The sequence below is a fragment of the Caulobacter segnis genome (assembly GCF_019931575.1).
In the GTDB taxonomy this organism is placed as follows: Bacteria; Pseudomonadota; Alphaproteobacteria; order Caulobacterales; family Caulobacteraceae; genus Caulobacter; species Caulobacter segnis_C.
In genome coordinates, this window is the sequence record NZ_CP082923.1 from 2005934 (window position 1) to 2021378 (window position 15445).

18 protein-coding genes are annotated in these 15445 nt (G+C 68.2%); 11 read left to right on the forward strand and 7 right to left on the reverse strand.

Going from position 1 to position 15445, the window contains the following annotated elements:
* Positions 1 to 304: 304 nt before the first annotated feature.
* The 3 genes from K8940_RS09335 to K8940_RS09345 form a co-directional block, all read right to left on the reverse strand.
* The gene (locus K8940_RS09335) at positions 305 to 973 is read right to left on the reverse strand and encodes an outer membrane protein (protein WP_223394979.1); all 669 of its coding nucleotides are present in this window, start codon (positions 971 to 973) and stop codon (positions 305 to 307) included.
* Positions 974 to 1136: 163 nt separating this feature from the next.
* Positions 1137 to 2297 (reverse strand): sensor histidine kinase, encoded by a 1161-nt coding sequence (locus tag K8940_RS09340; RefSeq protein ID WP_223394981.1) that lies wholly within the window; start codon positions 2295 to 2297, stop codon positions 1137 to 1139.
* The gene (locus tag K8940_RS09345) at positions 2294 to 2980 is read right to left on the reverse strand and encodes a response regulator (protein ID WP_223394983.1); all 687 of its coding nucleotides are present in this window, start codon (positions 2978 to 2980) and stop codon (positions 2294 to 2296) included. The genes K8940_RS09340 and K8940_RS09345 overlap by 4 nt, the downstream gene beginning before the upstream one ends.
* 163 nt (positions 2981 to 3143) lie before the next feature.
* Between K8940_RS09345 and K8940_RS09350 the strand changes: the two genes are divergently transcribed.
* Entirely contained in the window at positions 3144 to 3818 is a 675-nt protein-coding gene (locus K8940_RS09350; RefSeq protein WP_223394986.1) for a DUF3313 domain-containing protein, read from the forward strand.
* A 254-nt stretch (positions 3819 to 4072) separates the two neighbouring features.
* Entirely contained in the window at positions 4073 to 5125 is a 1053-nt protein-coding gene (gene dusA / locus K8940_RS09355; RefSeq protein WP_263285798.1) for a tRNA dihydrouridine(20/20a) synthase DusA, read from the forward strand.
* A 60-nt stretch (positions 5126 to 5185) separates the two neighbouring features.
* Here dusA and K8940_RS09360 read toward each other — a convergent pair whose 3' ends face one another.
* Positions 5186 to 5701, reverse strand: coding sequence for a TIGR02281 family clan AA aspartic protease (locus K8940_RS09360; protein ID WP_223394990.1), 516 nt, complete (start codon positions 5699 to 5701; stop codon positions 5186 to 5188).
* Between the two features lie 280 nt (positions 5702 to 5981).
* On the opposite strand from K8940_RS09360, the gene K8940_RS09365 reads away from it, so the two are divergent.
* Positions 5982 to 6311 (forward strand): hypothetical protein, encoded by a 330-nt coding sequence (locus K8940_RS09365; protein ID WP_223394992.1) that lies wholly within the window; start codon positions 5982 to 5984, stop codon positions 6309 to 6311.
* 3 nt (positions 6312 to 6314) lie between these two features.
* Here K8940_RS09365 and K8940_RS09370 read toward each other — a convergent pair whose 3' ends face one another.
* Positions 6315 to 6533, reverse strand: a complete 219-nt coding sequence (locus K8940_RS09370) for a DUF1289 domain-containing protein (protein ID WP_223394994.1) — start codon at positions 6531 to 6533, stop codon at positions 6315 to 6317.
* 93 nt (positions 6534 to 6626) lie between these two features.
* Here K8940_RS09370 and K8940_RS09375 point away from each other — a divergent pair, with 93 nt between their 5' ends.
* The 6 genes from K8940_RS09375 (at position 6627) to K8940_RS09400 (ending at position 11420) form a co-directional block, all read left to right on the forward strand.
* Complete coding sequence (locus K8940_RS09375) at positions 6627 to 6989, forward strand: hypothetical protein (protein WP_223394996.1); 363 nt, start codon at positions 6627 to 6629, stop codon at positions 6987 to 6989.
* A 67-nt stretch (positions 6990 to 7056) separates the two neighbouring features.
* Positions 7057 to 7938, forward strand: coding sequence for a nicotinate-nucleotide--dimethylbenzimidazole phosphoribosyltransferase (locus K8940_RS09380; RefSeq protein ID WP_223394998.1), 882 nt, complete (start codon positions 7057 to 7059; stop codon positions 7936 to 7938).
* A gap of 163 nt (positions 7939 to 8101) precedes the next feature.
* Positions 8102 to 9316: an acyl-CoA dehydrogenase family protein gene (locus tag K8940_RS09385; protein WP_125158041.1), complete on the forward strand. Its 1215-nt coding sequence runs from the start codon at positions 8102 to 8104 to the stop codon at positions 9314 to 9316.
* A gap of 103 nt (positions 9317 to 9419) precedes the next feature.
* Complete coding sequence (locus K8940_RS09390; protein WP_223395000.1) at positions 9420 to 10559, forward strand: acyl-CoA dehydrogenase family protein; 1140 nt, start codon at positions 9420 to 9422, stop codon at positions 10557 to 10559.
* 151 nt (positions 10560 to 10710) lie between these two features.
* Positions 10711 to 11073 (forward strand): hypothetical protein, encoded by a 363-nt coding sequence (locus K8940_RS09395; RefSeq protein ID WP_223395002.1) that lies wholly within the window; start codon positions 10711 to 10713, stop codon positions 11071 to 11073.
* Between the two features lie 221 nt (positions 11074 to 11294).
* On the forward strand, positions 11295 to 11420 hold the full coding sequence (locus K8940_RS09400; protein WP_411675589.1) for a hypothetical protein: 126 nt from the start codon (positions 11295 to 11297) through the stop codon (positions 11418 to 11420).
* Between the two features lie 202 nt (positions 11421 to 11622).
* On the opposite strand, the gene K8940_RS09405 is transcribed toward K8940_RS09400, so the two are convergent.
* Entirely contained in the window at positions 11623 to 11949 is a 327-nt protein-coding gene (locus K8940_RS09405; protein ID WP_223395004.1) for a CC_3452 family protein, read from the reverse strand.
* 102 nt (positions 11950 to 12051) lie between these two features.
* Positions 12052 to 12660, reverse strand: a complete 609-nt coding sequence (locus K8940_RS09410; RefSeq protein ID WP_223395006.1) for a TIGR00730 family Rossman fold protein — start codon at positions 12658 to 12660, stop codon at positions 12052 to 12054.
* 143 nt (positions 12661 to 12803) lie between these two features.
* Here K8940_RS09410 and K8940_RS09415 point away from each other — a divergent pair, with 143 nt between their 5' ends.
* Together K8940_RS09415 and K8940_RS09420 are read left to right on the forward strand one after the other, a co-directional pair.
* Positions 12804 to 13568, forward strand: coding sequence for a hypothetical protein (locus K8940_RS09415; RefSeq protein WP_223395008.1), 765 nt, complete (start codon positions 12804 to 12806; stop codon positions 13566 to 13568).
* A complete protein-coding gene (locus K8940_RS09420; protein ID WP_223395809.1) occupies positions 13496 to 15430 on the forward strand; it encodes an ABCB family ABC transporter ATP-binding protein/permease in 1935 nt (644 codons plus the stop codon). The genes K8940_RS09415 and K8940_RS09420 overlap by 73 nt, the downstream gene beginning before the upstream one ends.
* The last annotated feature ends 15 nt before the right edge of the window (positions 15431 to 15445 follow it).

The window sequence follows — 15445 nt, forward strand, 5'->3', positions numbered from 1 at the left end:
CTGTGGTTGCCGCCGCCATCACGCGTGAACGGTCTATTTTCGCGCTCTGCGGCGCCGAGACCCGAATGGAGACTCGTCTATTCGATCTTCGGCGTCCGGATTAATGGTGGCCGAGTAGTTCGCGGCCCAGTCATGATGCGCGTCGCGGCGGTTGATGTGGGGGGATGGGCCGGTACGTTTCCCGATCTTTTTGGGCGGCGGCGCCCTGGATCCTCTACGCCGTTGCTTCGAGAAGAGCTCCAAGTTCGCCCTGCCGCGGCGCCGCGACAGGGCGACATGATCGTCATCCGATGGCGCGTTGGCGCTAGAAAACGTGGCGAACGCCCACCGTGCCCGAGACGCTGGACAGCTTGGGCTCGTAGCTGGTCTTGGGGGCCGCATTGACGCCGTCGTACTTCAGGCGGCTGGTCTGGGCGTAGCGGACGCCGACTTCCAGCGTGGTCTTGGGCGCCATGCGCACCCCGATGCCGGCGTCGGCGTGCCACATCAGGCCCCAGTCCTTGCCTTCGAAGCCGCTCGTCTGGCCGCTGCCGATCCGCGAGCCCGTCAACTCCGTCTGGACCCGCGCCGCGCCGACGCCGCCGCCGACATAGGGAACGATCCGCGCGGTGACCGGGATGTCGACATAGCCGGCCAGCGTCATGCTGAGCGACTTGGTGGAGCCTTCGCCGTTGAAGCCGCTGGATGTCAGATCCTTGGCGTTGAGCTCGTTCTTGCCGTAGCCCAGGGTCTGTTCGATGCGGAAACGACCGAAGTCGTAGCCCGCACCGATCTGGCCGGTGAAGCCGGTCTTGTACTTGGCGTCGTCAGGGAAGGCGGCGGAGAGGTCGTCGACATCGATCTTCTGCTTGGGGGTAATGCTTCCGCCGCCCCGAACGACGCCGTAGATTCCGGTCTCCTGGGCCTTGGTCGCCGTGGCGGCCCCCACCGTCGGGATCGCGGCAAGAAGGACCAGCATCAGGCCATGGGTCATTCGCGTCATCGTCTAGCGCCTCATCGTAAGGTCGCCGGCCCACATCGGTCGGCGTCGAGGCTTGTCATGCGGGACGAAGATGGAGGGGCGAGGCGGAATTGATGGAGGAACGCCCGCGCCGCCTCCACGCGCCCTCCATCGATCGCCCGGGCATACGCGCGCGCTAGGGACGGCCAGCGGATGGCTTCAGCAGGGGGAGCCAGGCGCTGAAATGGGCGCCGGACCGGTCGGTGCGGTTGCGCGCGGTAATGCGACCGCCGTGCGCTTCGGCCAGCTTGGCGGCCAGCGCCAGGCCAAGCCCGCTGCCAGGGCGTCCCTGGCGCTTGTCGGCGCTGCCCCGCCAGAACGGCATGAACAGCTGGCTTTCCTCGTCGGTGGCGAAACCCTCGCCCTCGTCGAGCACGTCGACGACCATGAAGCTTCCCTTGCCCCTCATGGCGATCGTCACCGTGCTGCCGGGTGGCGCGTGCTTGATGGCGTTGGTCAGCAGGTTCATGAAGATCTGGGTCAGGCGGACGGGGTCGCCGGACATCCGCCCGGACGCGAACACGCCGTGCAGGGTGACGTCGGCCTGCCGCGCCGAGGCTTGCAGGTCGGTGATCGTGGCGCGCAGGACTTCGTCGATCTGGATCCTGCGGTGGTCCAGGCCCAGCTCGCCGGCGTCGGCGTGCGAGAGCGTCCGAAGGTCCTCGACCAGCCGCGACAGGTGGCCGACCTGGCGCAGCAGCCGATCCGCCTCGCCCGTCGCCGGGTCGATCACGCCGTCGGTCAGGCCATGCAGCCGGCCCTTGAGAATGGTCAGCGGCGTGCGCAGTTCGTGGGCGATGCCCGCGGTCAGGACGGTGCGCTCCCGCTCGTAGAACTCGATCTCGGCGGCCATCCGGTTGAAGCTGTCGATCAGCGCGCCGACCTCGCCCGATGTCCTGCCCTTCTCGACGCGCACGGAACGGTCGCCCGCCGAGACCTGCGCCGCGGCCTGCGCCACCGCGGTGATCGGCCGGCTTATCCGCCGCGCCAGCACCACGGCCACGCTTCCGCCCGCGCCGATGGAGATCACGGCGATGATGGCCATGAAGCGCAGGTCGCTGATCCCCATGCTGGTCGAGCCATACTTGTCGTAGAGCTCGAAGAACCGGTCGCTGCCGCGCTGGTTGGTGGCCAGCAGATGCTGGATTTCCGTCCGCACCTTGGGCGGCATGCGCCAGGAGGCGTCGTAGACCTGGTAGTAGGTCGCCGCGTAATAGGCCGCCAGGCCCACGGCCATGGTGATCAGCGTGGTCAGCCCGGCGAGCATGAGCAGCTGGCTGACGATGCGTCGGGTCATTCTGACCATAGCCTGTATCCCACGCCCCGCACGGGCTCGATCATTCTGGCGCAGCCTGCCGCGGCGAGCTTCTGGCGAAGCTTGGAAAGGTGACTGTCGACCACGCGGTCATAGGCCTCGCTGTCGGGCGCCACGGCTTGCAGGATCTCGGCCCGGCTGAAGGCGCGACGCGGCTGCCGCGCCATGAAGGCCAGCACCTCGAACTCGGTGGGCGTCAGCGGCAGCCGCTGCTCGCCCTGGTTTCGGCGGCAAGAGGCGATCCGGGCGTCCAGGTCGATATGCAGGTCGCCGACACTGAACGCGCGACGCCCCGTTCCTCCCTGGACGCGACGGAGCACGGCGCGGATGCGCTCGACCACCTCGGACGGGTTGAACGGCTTGACGACATAGTCATCCGCGCCGATCCGCAGGGACGACAGCTTGGTCACCTCGTCATCCAGCGCGGTGACCATAATGACGGGGGTGTCGAAGCGTCGCCGGATCGTGGTGAGAACCTCGACGCCGTCTCCACCGGGCAAGCCGATGTCGAGCAGCACCAGGTCGGGCCGGATCTGGGCGTGATCGCGAAGAGCGTCCTGCACATTGGCGGCGCGGGAGACCTCATAGCCGGCGCGCCTGACATAGGCGGCCAGGAGATCGGCGATCTCCGTCTCGTCTTCGACAATGAGAATACGATTGCTCATGCGGCCGCCTTTCGCCGCCCTTATCGCCGTCCACCATGGAGGAAGGATGGAGGATCGCTTCCGTCGTTCCTCCACGATCCCCCGATCGCCGCTCCATCTCTGGTGCTCATGACCTGCGTGACGCCGGCTCCCCAGAGCGTCGATACGTACGGATGGCCTAGCGATGACCGCACCGACTAACCCCTTCTTGCTGGCCGCCCTGGCCGCCTGCGTCACGCTCGCCGGCTGCGCCGGCGCGCAACCGGTTCGCTATGCCGATATCGCCTCGTCGGCGAAGCTCCAAGCCGATCCTGGCGGCAAGTCCAGCCGCATACCCTACGCCTATTCCCCCGAAGTCGACTGGCGTTCGTACCGCAGTGTCATCATCGATCCGGTGACCATCTACCGTGGTCGCGACAACCAGTTCGAGAAGATCTCCGAGGCGAACAAGCATCGCCTGGCCGACTACATGCGCGAGCAGTTCTCTCAGAGGCTTGGCCAGGACCTCCGCGTCGTCGACCGGCCGGCTCGCGACACGATCCGCGTCAAGCTGACCTTGACGGGCGCCAGGACCACGACGGCCGTGCTGGGTACGGTCCTGCACTTCGACCTCGCGGGCGGTCCCTACAACGCCGTGCAGGGGGCTCGCGGCAAGGAGGGCGTGATGATGGGCTCGGTGATGTACGCGGTGGAGATCGAGGACGCCGCCACCGGCCAGCTGCTCAGCGCCTACGTCACCAAGCAGTATCCCAATGCGATGAACGTCAAGGCCAGCTTCGGCGCCTTGGCCGCCTCCATGGCGGGGATCCGGAAGGGCGCGGATGAACTGGCCGAGAAACTGTCCGCTGGGCGGCTCTAGTTCATCGGGCGATGCTGGGCGAGGTCGATGCCCATGGCGCCATGGGGCAGGGAGGTTCGACTATAGCCCAGGCCTCCGCGTCCTTGCGCTGGGCGACCGTCTCGCCCAGATAGCGACCTTTGTGACGGACTTGAACGCGCCAGCGTCCGGACTTCTGTTTTAAGATGGCGGCCAGTTTCGTGTGCTCTATGTGTGCGCCCGCGATGACATCGCGGTGGGCAAGCGCGAAACGCGGTCCGTGAACTGGCGCGCGCCTGTCGAATGAACCTGTTGATAATGTTGTAGAAGTGCAGAAATTTCAGCCTCATCGATTTTCCATCGCCCCGATGATGGACTGGACCGATCGGCATTGCCGGTCGCTGCATCGCGTCCTGTCGAGCCGCGCGCTGCTCTATACCGAGATGGTGACCAGCGGCGCCGTCGTGCATGGCGATCGCGAGAAGCTGCTGGGCTACGACGCCGGCCAGCATCCGGTGGCGCTGCAGCTGGGCGGATCGGATCCGGCCGAGCTGGCGCGGGCGGCGAAGATCGCCGAGGACTACGGCTATGACGAGGTCAATCTGAACGTCGGCTGCCCGTCGGACCGGGTGCAGAGCGGCCGTTTCGGGGCCTGCCTGATGCGCGAGCCGGATCTGGTGGCCGAGTGCATGGCCGCGATCAGGGACGCGGTGAAGGTTCCAGCCACGGTGAAGTGCCGCATCGGGGTCGACGACCAGGATTCGGAAGAGGCGCTGTTTCGCCTGGTCGACGCTTGCGCGGCGGCGGGGATCGACACCTTCGTGGTCCACGCCCGCAAGGCTTGGCTGCAAGGCCTGTCGCCGAAGGAGAACCGGGACATCCCGCCGCTGGACTACGCGCTGGTCTATCGGCTCAAGCGCGAGCGGCCGAACCTGACGATCGCCATCAACGGCGGCGTGCCCAGCGTCGACGCGGCGCTGGAGCACCTGGCCAACGGCGTCGACGGGGTGATGCTGGGCCGGGCCGCCTATCACGAGGCCGGTCTGCTGGGCGAGGTCGACCGGCGGGTGTTCGGGATGGACGCGGCCGATGTCGACAGCTTCGAGGCGGTCGAGCGCTACCGGCCGTATCTGGCGCGGGAACTCGCGGCGGGGACGCACCTGGCGGCCATGAGCCGGCACATGCTGGGCCTGTTCCACGGCCTGCCGGGCGCGCGGGCGTGGCGGCGCATCCTGACGGTCGAGGGCGTCAAGCCGGGCGCGGGTCTGGAGGTCGTGGATCGGGCGCTGGACGCGGTGCGCGCGGCCCTGGCGGCGCGCGAAGAGCGGGCTGAAGCGCCCGCCGCCTAGCTCTCACTTGGGGCGCGACGGTCGCTAAAGCGGGCGGCTGTTTTTTGGCTGTCGCGCTTGCTACGGGTGCAGGATCAGCGAGTTCGGGGTGGCCTCGAACCGCGACAGGCGGCCCAGATAGCTCATGCCGAGCAGCGAGTTCTCGAGGCCCTTCTCGATGACCAGGGCGTCGACGTCGCGGACCCGGGCTCCGGCGACGGAGACGCTGGCCAGGTGGACCGACGCGGCGCGCGTGCGGCCGTCGGCAGTGATGACGTTGTAGTCGTAGGTCAGCTTGCTGGTGTCGATGCCCAGGCGCTGGGCGTCGGCCATGCTGAGCGAGACGGCCGTGGCGCCGGTGTCGACCAGGAAGCGGACGGCCTTGCCGTCGACGGCGGCCTGAGCCCAGAAGTGGCCGTCGCGATCCTTGGTGATCTGGGCCACGCCGCCTTCGCCGCCCAGGGTGGCCGCGGCGGCGGTCGGGGCGCGCAGCTCGGGGCGACGCAGATCGTCCAGCGAGACGACGGCCTTGGCCGCGCCCACCGCCGACAAGGCGCCCACGAAAGCGATCGCCGCGAACCTCAACATAGAAGACACCCTCGCCGTACCGGCTTTGAGACCGCTTTTGCGGCCGTTGTCTAAATCACTAGCAGGGAGGCGTTTTCAAGGCGTGAATCGAAGAGGCGATTTTCACACCATGGTTACCAAAGCCATAACAAGAATAATATGGTGCTTATCAATGTTCATATTACACCGGTTTAATAAACCAGATTACATTGATGTAATACTTTTCCTGTCCTGGAATTAACTTCGGAAACTTTGGGCGCGGCGTTATTTCTCACGGCGACAATAAAGTGGCTTATCGAGGGAAAACGCCATGAAAACGCTGATGATCACCGCTGTCGCTTTCGCGGCTCTGGCTGGCGCTGCTCAGGCCGCGCCGGGCGTCACGGACCGCGCCTACGTGGAGGCCGCCCGCTGCCGCGGCCTGGCGAATTCGACCGGGCTGGGCAAGCTGGACACCGCGCAGATCGACACGTTCCTGCGCGACCAGGGCGGCAGCCGCGAGCTGGGCGTGCGTACTCAGGCCATCAACAAGATGAAGGGCGCCGAAGCGGAAGGCGACAAGGCCGACGCGGAGAAGAAGGCCAAGCTGCTGGCCGAGCGCGAGAAGGTGTGCGGCGGCTACCTGGCCGGCGGCAACTAAGGGTCAGGATCGGGTGGCCGCCATCAGGGCGGCCATCGGGTCCGGGCGATCGGGGAGGGCGGCCATGATCGCCGCGCGCTCCTCGTCGCTCAGCCTGGCCCAGCCGGCGATCTCCGGCAGGGTTCGGCGACAGCCCAGGCAATAACCCGTCGTTCCGTCGACCGCGCAGACCTTCACGCAGGGCGTGACGATCGGGCGGGGCGGTCTGGCGGGAACGGTCATCACGGCAGTTCTGAGCGTGTGAACGCCCGAGCGCAAGCGTCGGCGGCGAAGGCCCCGTCGTGTCTGGATCACAAGAGAGAGGGAGAGACCTTCATGCATAAGCTCATCGCCATCGCCCTGACGGGCGCGGTCCTGTCCGCGGCGGCCGCTCCGGCCTTCGCCCAGTCCGCCCGCTGGACCGACGCGGAATATCTGAAGGCCGGCCGCTGCCTTGGCCTGGCCCAGTCGGCGGAGCTGGGCGCGGTGGACGTCACCGGCCTGTCGGCGCGGATCAAGGATCAGGCCAAGGGGCGTGAGCCCTATGTGCGCGATCGGGGCGAGACCCTGCGCGACGAAGCCCGCCGCGCCGGCAATACCCGCAACGATGCGGTGAAGGCCAGGCTGCTGGCCGAGCGCGACGGCTCGTGCAAGGCCTTCCTCGGGACCTCGGTCGCCGCGTCGGGCGCGTCTTCCTAAGCGGCGACGTCGCGCTTAAGGGTGTTCTGGGGTTGCTTTGGGCGCGGACGGGTTTAAGTCCGCGCTCATGACCGCTTCCCCGTTCGCCGACATCCGCCAGCTCGCCGTTTCGCCGCCCGCGCCGGGACCGACCCCGACGCTGGAGCAGGGCGGGCGTCTGGCCGAGATCTCGGCCTGGCTGACCGCCTGGAGCGGCAAGACCCCGCCGGCCGTCAATCGCCCGGTCGTGGCGCTCTATGCCGGCGCGCGGCAGGGCGTGGGCCCGCGCGGCTACGCCCGTGACCGCCTGGAGGCCATCGCCTCGGGCGGCGCGACCGTCTCGCGCATCGCCGGCGTCCAGGGTGCGGGCCTGGAGGCCTTCGACCTCGCCATCGACCGCCCGTCGCCCGACTTCGTCGGCCAGGCCTCGATGAGCGAGAAGGAAGCCGCCGCCACCATGGCCTTCGGCATGGAGGCTCTGGCCAAGCAGCCCGACCTGCTGATCCCCGGCGTCATCGTCGCCGAGGGCGCCCGCACCGCCGCCGCCGTCTGCTTGGCGCTGTTCGGCGGCGAGGCCTCGGACTGGTCCGACGACCCCGAGCCCGTGGCCGCCGGCGTGGCGCGCGCGAAGGCCGAGGGCATGGGCGAGGACCCGCTGCAGATTCTGCGCCAGCTGGGCGGCCGCGAGACCGCCGCCGTCGTCGGCGCCATCCTGGCCGCTCGCGTCCAGAAGATCCCGGTGCTGCTGGACGGCTACGCCGCCTGCGCCGCCGCCGCCATCGTCCGCGCCGTCGAGCCGGACGCGATCGATCATTGCCTGGCCGCCCATGTCAGCCCGACCAGGGGGCACGCCCGACTGCTCGAAATCCTCGACAAGCGCCCGCTTCTGGCGCTCGATACGGTCGACGAGGAAGGGGTCGGCGGCGCCTCGGCCCTGGCTCTCGTCAAGCTGGCCTGCGAGGTCCGCTAGCGCGTCGTTCCACGATGCCGGAGCTGGCGTAGGTGAACGCGGATCATATTCGCTTCCGTTGACGCTAACGTCATCTTTCCAAACGTTCGTTCGACACCTATTGTGGCGCCCGAAACTCAAAGAACGGCCTTCCTCAGAAGGGCCGGCTGAACGGGAGCTCGCCATGAATCTCGACTTCTCGCCCGAGGACCTCGCCTTCCGCGACGAGGTCCGCGCCTTCATCGCCGAGAACTATCCGGCGGGCCTGCGGGAGAAGCAGGAGGAGGGCGAGGAGATGGCCAAGGAGGACTTCCTCTCCTGGCACCGCACCCTCGCCAAGAAGGGCTGGGTCGCGCCGGCCTGGCCGGAGAAGTACGGTGGTCCGGGCTGGACCTCGGTGCAGCGCTACATCTGGTCGGAAGAGACCGCCCGCGCCGACTGCGTGCCGATCCTGCCGTTCGGCATCAACATGGTCGGTCCGGTGATCTACACGTTCGGCACGCCCGAGCAGAAGGAACGCTTCCTGCCGCCGACCCTGTCGGGCGACATCTGGTGGTCGCAGGGCTACAGCGAGCCGGGCGCGGGCTCCGACCTGGCCAGCCTGAAGACCAAGGCCGAGCGCTTCACCGGCGACGACGGCAAGGAATACTACCTGGTCAACGGCCAGAAGACCTGGACCACCCTGGCCCAGCACGGCGACTGGATCTTCTGCCTGGTCCGCACCGACCCGAACGCCAAAATCCAGGAAGGCATCTCGTTCCTGCTGATCGACATGAAGTCGCCGGGCGTCACGGTCCGTCCGATCATCACCCTGGGCGGCGAGCACGAGGTCAACGAGGTCTGGCTCGAGAACGTCAAGGTGCCGGTCGAGAACCGCATCTACGAGGAGAACAAGGGCTGGACCTGCGCCAAGTTCCTGCTGGCCCACGAGCGTAGCGGCATCGCCGGCGTGGCCCGCTCCAAGCGCGGCATCGAGCGTATCCGGCAGATCGCCTCGGTCGAGCTGTCGGACGACGGCGACGCCCTGATCAAGGATCCGATGTTCAAGCGCAAGGTCGCCGAGCTGGAGATCGACCTGACCGCCCTGGAATACACTGAGCTGCGCACCCTGGCCGGTGAAGCGGCCGGCAAGGGCCCGGGTCCGGAGTCCAGCGTCCTGAAGATCAAGGGCACCGAGATCCAGCAGCGGATCACCGAACTGGTTCTGGAAGCGGCCGGCCACTACGGCGCGCCGTACTTCCGCGGCTTCCCGAAGGACGGCGACAACGCCCATCCGATCGGCCCCGACTTCGCCCACCGCGCCGCGCCGACCTATTTCAACGTCCGCAAGACGTCGATCTACGGCGGCTCCAACGAGATCCAGCGCAACATCATCGCCAAGATGGTGCTGGGGCTCTAGCGCCCGCGACCCGACCGGGCCGCCTCTCGGCCCGGACTTCGCTCTCTCATGATTTCAACGACCCGGCTCGAAGGCCGGGCGACAGAAGAACGGAAACCCAGGGATGGATTTCAACTTCACCGAAGAGCAGTCGATGGTCCGCGACACGGTCGCGAGCTTCCTGCAGGACAAGTACGACTTCGAGACCCGCCGCAAGATCGTCAATTCCGACAGCGGCTGGCGCGCCGACTACTGGAAGGCCTTCGCCGAGGAGCTGGGCATCCTGGGCGCTTCGTTCAGCGAAGAGCTGGGCGGCCTGGGCGGCGGCGCGGTCGACAACATGATCATCATGGAGGAGTTCGGTAAGGCGCTGGTCATCGAGCCCTATCTGGGCACCGTGGTCATCGGCGGCGGCTTCATGAAGCACTCGGGCTATGGCGGGGCGGCCTCGGTGATCGAGGGCATTGTCGGCGGGACGACCACCGTCGCCTTCGCCTATGCCGAGCCGCAGGCCCGCTACACCTGGCAGGACCTGAAGACGACGGCCAAGAAGGACGGCTCGGGCTGGGTCCTGAACGGCCACAAGGCCGTGGTCGTGGGCGCGCCGTTCGCCACCCACCTGATCGTCACGGCCCGGACCGGCGGCGCCCAGCGTGACGCCGGCGGCGTCGGGGTGTTCCTGATCGACAAGAGCCTGCCGGGCGTCGTCACCCGCGACTATCCGACCGTCGACGGCAACCGCGCCTCGGAAGTCTATTTCGAGAACGTCTCGGTTCCGGCCGACGCCTTGATCTCGGAAGACGGCCTGGCCCTGGTCAACCAGGTGATCGACGAAGCCACCGCCGCCGTCGGCGCCGAGGCCGTGGGCGTGCTGCGCAAGCTGCACGAGGGCACGCTGGACTATGCCAAGCAGCGCAAGCAGTTCGGCACGGCCATCGCCAATTTCCAGGTGCTGCAGCACCGCATGGTCGACATGTTCATCGAGGTCGAGCAGTCGGTGTCGATGACCTACATGGCCACCATCAAGGTCGACGAGAGCGCCGCCGAACGCGCCAAGGCCGTTTCGGCCATGAAGGTCCGCATCGGCCGCGCCTGCAAGTTCGTGGGCCAGAACGCCATCCAGATCCACGGCGGCATGGGCATGACGGACGAGCTGGCCATCGGCCACTACTTCAAGCGCGCCAGCCTTATCGAGGGGCTGTTCGGCTCGGTCGACCACCACCTGAAGCGCTACGAATCCCTGTCTTTCGACGCCGCGGCCTAAACCGCGCACGGACCAACGGGTCTGAAACGGCGAAGCCGCCTGCGTCACGCCGACGCGGGCGGCTTTTTCTTCGCCCTGTCGTCGAAAGTCCGCCCCATCCGCTCCCGGCGCGCCGTTTAACGCTTCGAACACGCGCTCAGGAGGCAGGCGGATGACCGGCGAAGAGATCCACATGACCCAGGAAGCGGTCGCCCTGGTGGAAGCCAACGCCCGGCTGCTGATCGACCAGGCCCGCGAGGCCAAGCTGGCGGCTGCCCGCTTCGAGGCCGCCCTGGCCCTCGTGGTGGGCGTCGTCGCCAACGATCCGGATCTGCAGGGAAGCGTTGCGCTGCAACGGATCGCGGGCCAGATCCGCCTGTGCGCTGACATGCCGGACCTGGCGGCCGAGACCATCGGCTGCGCCGAGGAGCGGGTCTGCCCGAACATCCTGCGCGCCGCCGCCGAGGTGCTGGGCGACCTGGAGGCCGCCAAGACCGCGGCCGCCGCCGACGGCGGGAGCGTCACGCTGCACTAAAGGCAATCGCGCCGTATACGGACGTATTTCTCGTCGACGCCAATGCCGTCCCGAGGTGTTCGTCAGTGGGCTGATATGATCCTTATACGGATTATTTGAACTTGATTGGCGGCGGATCGGGCGCATGCTTGGCCATGACGCGCTGACGACTAGGAGGGTGTGATCCCCTGTAAGCCGCGCGCGTCTCCTGGTCCTAACGGCTATGTCTGGGAGACGCCGCCATGAACGTATCGAAGATGAACCACGCCATGTTCTCGTTCGCCCTGATGGGCGGCATGCTGGTGGGGGACCGGCCTAGCGCCAAGCGGGCCGCCTGGTTGTCCAAGCTGTTTGGACGCAAGTCCTGAACTAAGTCTCGAAGGGTCCCACGCCCCTAAAGAAAGAGGCCTCCGCCGGGGGACCGGCGGAGGCCTTTTATTCGCTTGGAGCCTGTCTGGTTTAGATGGATCATCTAAACCAGATAAGCAGGCTCTATCTTCGAGCATTTAGAGCGCGCCGGGCGGGGTAACCGCGCGCACTTAACCCTGGCGCGCTCTAGTCGAGAAGGTCTCAGCTCTTCGGCTTGGCGGCCGTGTTGCACTCGGCGATGGCCGCGTCCTCAAGCGGCTCGCCGCGGTAGTTGAACGCGCTCAGCTCGCCCAACTGGCCGGCCAGCTTGCGGCAGGCGCGGGCCACGGGCAGGGCCCGGACCTTGGTGGCGGTGCAGACGTCGGCCTTGCAGCGCCAGACCGAACCGTCCTGGATGAAGTGGTCCGTCGAGACGGGGGTCTTCAGCTTCAGCCAGGCGCCTTCGGTTTCGGCGGCGAAGGCGGGGCTGGCGAACGAGCCAGCCGTAAGGGCGCAGGCCAACAGGCCCGCGAAAGCAGCGGTACGCATTTCCTTGGTCTCCTATCCCCGCGCCGGATGGGAGTTCCGGCGCATGAGCATGCGGTCTCGAGCGGCCGCGAAGCTCATGGCATAGTGCGTCTTTTTTGAAAACTAAGTCAACCGCCGAAGCGCGGCCGGAGCGCCTGTCTGGTAGATTTCTTCGTCCCAGGCCAGCAGGGCGGGAGTGACGTCTTGCGCCTTCTCGACCGACCGCCAGGCATCCGCCAGACTGGGCGGGGTCAGGCCCCGCTCGATCGTGTGGTGAATCAGGGCGAAGAAGGGGTCCCAGAAGCCGCCGGGGTTATGGAACACAATCGGCTTCTGGTGAAGATCTAAACGGCGCCAAGATAGCAATTCGACGATCTCTTCCAGCGTGCCGATGCCGCCGGGCAGCACGACGAAGGCGTCCGAGCGTTCGAACATCATCATCTTCCGCTCGTGCATGTTGTCGACGATCACCGTCTCGACGTCGTCGAACGGCTGCTCGCGGCCGCGCAGGAAGGTGGGGATAATGCCCAGCACCGCGCCGCCGGCCGAGTGGGCGCCGCGCGCGGCCGCGCCCATCAGGCCCACGCCGCCGCCGCCGTAGATCAGCTTGAGGCCCGCGCGGGCGAAGCTCTCGCCGATCGCGTAGGCGTCGGTGATGTAGCCGGGGTCGGCGTCATTGGACGATCCGCAATAGACGCAGACGGACGCCTGGCGGCTGGACTCGTCGGGCATCGTCGTCCACTCCACAAAGAAGAAGGCGCGCGGTCTCGCGCGCCTTCGAGATGTTCCTATCTTGAGACCACATGATCAGGATTCGCTTCCGGGCTTTCAAGTCATCGATCTTCCCCCTGGGTTTGGCCCCCTTGGGTCTCGCCATGGGGCTGGCCGCCGGTCTGCTGACCGCGTGCGGCCCCAGCGCGCCTGTCGCGCCCGACAAGGCCGACGCGCCCGACAGCGCCGAGGCGGGCTATGTGGCGCCGCCGACCCTGGAGGGCGCGCGCCGGACGGCGAACGGGATCTCGCTGTCGGGCAAGGGGGCGCCGGACTCCGATCTGCGCCTGGGTTCGCCGACCGGCGAGGTGGTGATGGGCCGGGCCGACGGGTTTGGCCAATGGAACGCCACCGTGCCGACCGAGCCTGGCGTACGCCTGTTCGGCCTGTCGACCATCCATGAAGGCCGGACCGTCCAGGCCGAGGGCTATGTGATGGTGACCGAGGACGGCGAGGTCGCCCTCCTGCGGGCAGGCGCCGGCGCGCGTCGCCTGGCGGCCGAATCCTCGTCGCCCCGCATCCTGGCCGTCGATGTCGACCGCGAGGGCGGGGCGGTGGTCTCGGGCGTGGCCGCGCCGGGCGCCGGTCTCAATGTCCGCGTCGACCGCATCACGCGCGGCGGCGGCCGGGCCGACGACAGCGGGCATTTCTTCATCTCGCTGACCGGCCTGCTGTCGACCGGCAACCACGATATTCAGGTCGCGGGCGAGGGCGGCGAGAACGCCGTTTCGATCGCGACCTCGCCGGCCGCGCCCCTGACCTACGGACCCGTCCGCGCCGATCGCGCGCCGATGGGCTGGCGCATCGACTGGATGACGCCGGGCGGCGGTGTCCAGACCACCCTCCTGATCGGCGGCGCGACGCGATGAGGGGCATGGGCGGACCGCCGCCGGCCGGCCGCGCCGCCGTCTCGGGCGCGATCGCGGGAAGCGATCAGCCGGTGCGGTTCTGGCGGGCCATGAGCGACCTGTTCCAGCTGGTGCTGCGCTCCAAGGCGCCGGGGCTGCGCTGGCGCGTGACTGTGGCCCTGATCCTGACCCTGTCGGGCAAGGCGCTGGGCGTCCTGGCGCCGCTGATGCTGGGCAAGGCGGTCAACCAGCTGTCGGCCGGGCAGGGCGCGGCGGCGGCCGTCACCTGGGCCTTCGCCGGCCTCGCCATCGGCTGGGCGCTGATCCGCTTCATCTCCGCCGCCGCGCCGCAAGCGCGCGACACCATTTTCACGCCCGTGGCCCAGGCGGCCCAGACCCGGGCGGCGGTCGAGACCTTCTCCCACGCCCTGTCCCTGTCGATCGACTACCACCAGTCCAAGCGCACCGGCGCGCTGTCGCGGACGATCGACCGGGGCGCGCGGTCGATGGACTTCCTGCTGCGCAGCCTGGTCTTCAACCTGGCGCCGACCGGCGTCGAGCTGGTCATGGCGGCCGTAGTGCTGGCCAAGGCCTATGACTGGCGGTTCGCGGCCGTGGCCCTGGCGACCGTGGCGATCTACGGCTACCTGACCTTCGCCATCTCGGACTGGCGCATCGGCCATCGGCGCGCCCTGAACGAGGCCGACGCGGAAGCCGCCGGCAGGGCGGTCGACGCCCTCCTGAACTACGAGACCGTCAAGTCGTTCGGCGGCGAGGAACGCGCCGTGGCGGGCTATGGCCACGCCCTGGACCTGTACGGCGAGGCCCAGATCAAGGCGACAAACTCGCTGAACTTCCTGAACCTGGTCCAGTCGGCGGTGATGAGCGTGGGCCTGGGCGCGATGGCCGTCCTGGCGGGCGCGGAGGCGGCGGCTGGGCGGATCGGCCCTGGCGACGTCACCGCCGCCGTGCTGATCCTGATCAACCTCTATGCCCCACTGAACATCCTGGGCTTCGCCTATCGCGAGATCCGCCAATCGCTGATCGACATGGAGTCGATGCTGGAGCTGCGCCGGCAGACCGCCGATGTCGCCGACGCGCCGGACGCCCGCGACCTGCCGCCATGCGCCGACCAGCGCGGCGGGGCGGTGACGTTCGAGGGCGTGTCGTTCCGCCATGGCGCGCGCTCGGAAGGTCTGTCGGACGTCTCGCTGGCTGTCGCGCCGGGAACGACGGTGGCCATTGTCGGCCCCTCGGGCGCGGGCAAGACCACGCTGGTGCGCCTGGCCCTGCGGATGATCGACCCCCAGGCCGGGCGCGTGACGCTGGACGGCCACGACCTGCGCGACCTGAAGCAGGCCTCGCTGCGGCGGGCGGTGGCGCTGGTGCCGCAGGACGTGGCGCTGTTCAATGACACCCTGGCGGCCAACATCGCCTTCGCCCGTCCCGACGCCACCGAGGGCGATGTGTGGGCGGCGGCCGAGGCGGCCGAGCTGGGCGATTTCATCCGCAACCTGCCCGAGGGCATGGCGACCAAGGTCGGCGAGCGGGGCCTGAAGCTCTCCGGCGGCGAGCGCCAGCGGGTCGGCATCGCCCGGGCCCTGCTGGCCGAGCCGCGCGTGCTGATCCTGGACGAGGCGACCAGCGCCCTGGACAGCCGCACCGAGGCGGCGATCCAGGCCACGCTGCGCAAGGCCAGGGCGGGGCGCACGACCCTGGTTGTGGCCCACCGCCTCTCGACCATCGCCGACGCCGACGAGATCGTCGTGCTGCGCCGGGGCAAGATCGTCGAGCGCGGCCGTCATGAGGCCCTGCTGGACGCCGGCGGCGAGTACGCGGCCCTGTGGCGTCGCCAGACGCGGGAGCGCGAGCCCGCCGTTTAGTGGGTTTCGCCGCCC

Excerpts from the sequence above, each read along its gene's own strand:
- K8940_RS09335 (WP_223394979.1), bottom strand. The coding sequence starts at position 973 with ATGACCCATGGCCTGATGCTGGTCCTTCTTGCCGCGATCCCGACGGTG.
- K8940_RS09340 (WP_223394981.1), bottom strand. The coding sequence starts at position 2,297 with ATGACCCGACGCATCGTCAGCCAGCTGCTCATGCTCGCCGGGCTGACC.
- K8940_RS09345 (WP_223394983.1), bottom strand. The coding sequence starts at position 2,980 with ATGAGCAATCGTATTCTCATTGTCGAAGACGAGACGGAGATCGCCGAT.
- K8940_RS09350 (WP_223394986.1), top strand. The coding sequence starts at position 3,144 with ATGACCGCACCGACTAACCCCTTCTTGCTGGCCGCCCTGGCCGCCTGC.
- K8940_RS09365 (WP_223394992.1), top strand. The coding sequence starts at position 5,982 with ATGAAAACGCTGATGATCACCGCTGTCGCTTTCGCGGCTCTGGCTGGC.
- K8940_RS09370 (WP_223394994.1), bottom strand. The coding sequence starts at position 6,533 with ATGACCGTTCCCGCCAGACCGCCCCGCCCGATCGTCACGCCCTGCGTG.
- K8940_RS09375 (WP_223394996.1), top strand. The coding sequence starts at position 6,627 with ATGCATAAGCTCATCGCCATCGCCCTGACGGGCGCGGTCCTGTCCGCG.
- K8940_RS09380 (WP_223394998.1), top strand. The coding sequence starts at position 7,057 with ATGACCGCTTCCCCGTTCGCCGACATCCGCCAGCTCGCCGTTTCGCCG.
- K8940_RS09385 (WP_125158041.1), top strand. The coding sequence starts at position 8,102 with ATGAATCTCGACTTCTCGCCCGAGGACCTCGCCTTCCGCGACGAGGTC.
- K8940_RS09390 (WP_223395000.1), top strand. The coding sequence starts at position 9,420 with ATGGATTTCAACTTCACCGAAGAGCAGTCGATGGTCCGCGACACGGTC.
- K8940_RS09395 (WP_223395002.1), top strand. The coding sequence starts at position 10,711 with ATGACCGGCGAAGAGATCCACATGACCCAGGAAGCGGTCGCCCTGGTG.
- K8940_RS09400 (WP_411675589.1), top strand. The coding sequence starts at position 11,295 with ATGAACGTATCGAAGATGAACCACGCCATGTTCTCGTTCGCCCTGATG.
- K8940_RS09405 (WP_223395004.1), bottom strand. The coding sequence starts at position 11,949 with ATGCGTACCGCTGCTTTCGCGGGCCTGTTGGCCTGCGCCCTTACGGCT.
- K8940_RS09410 (WP_223395006.1), bottom strand. The coding sequence starts at position 12,660 with ATGCCCGACGAGTCCAGCCGCCAGGCGTCCGTCTGCGTCTATTGCGGA.
- K8940_RS09415 (WP_223395008.1), top strand. The coding sequence starts at position 12,804 with ATGGGGCTGGCCGCCGGTCTGCTGACCGCGTGCGGCCCCAGCGCGCCT.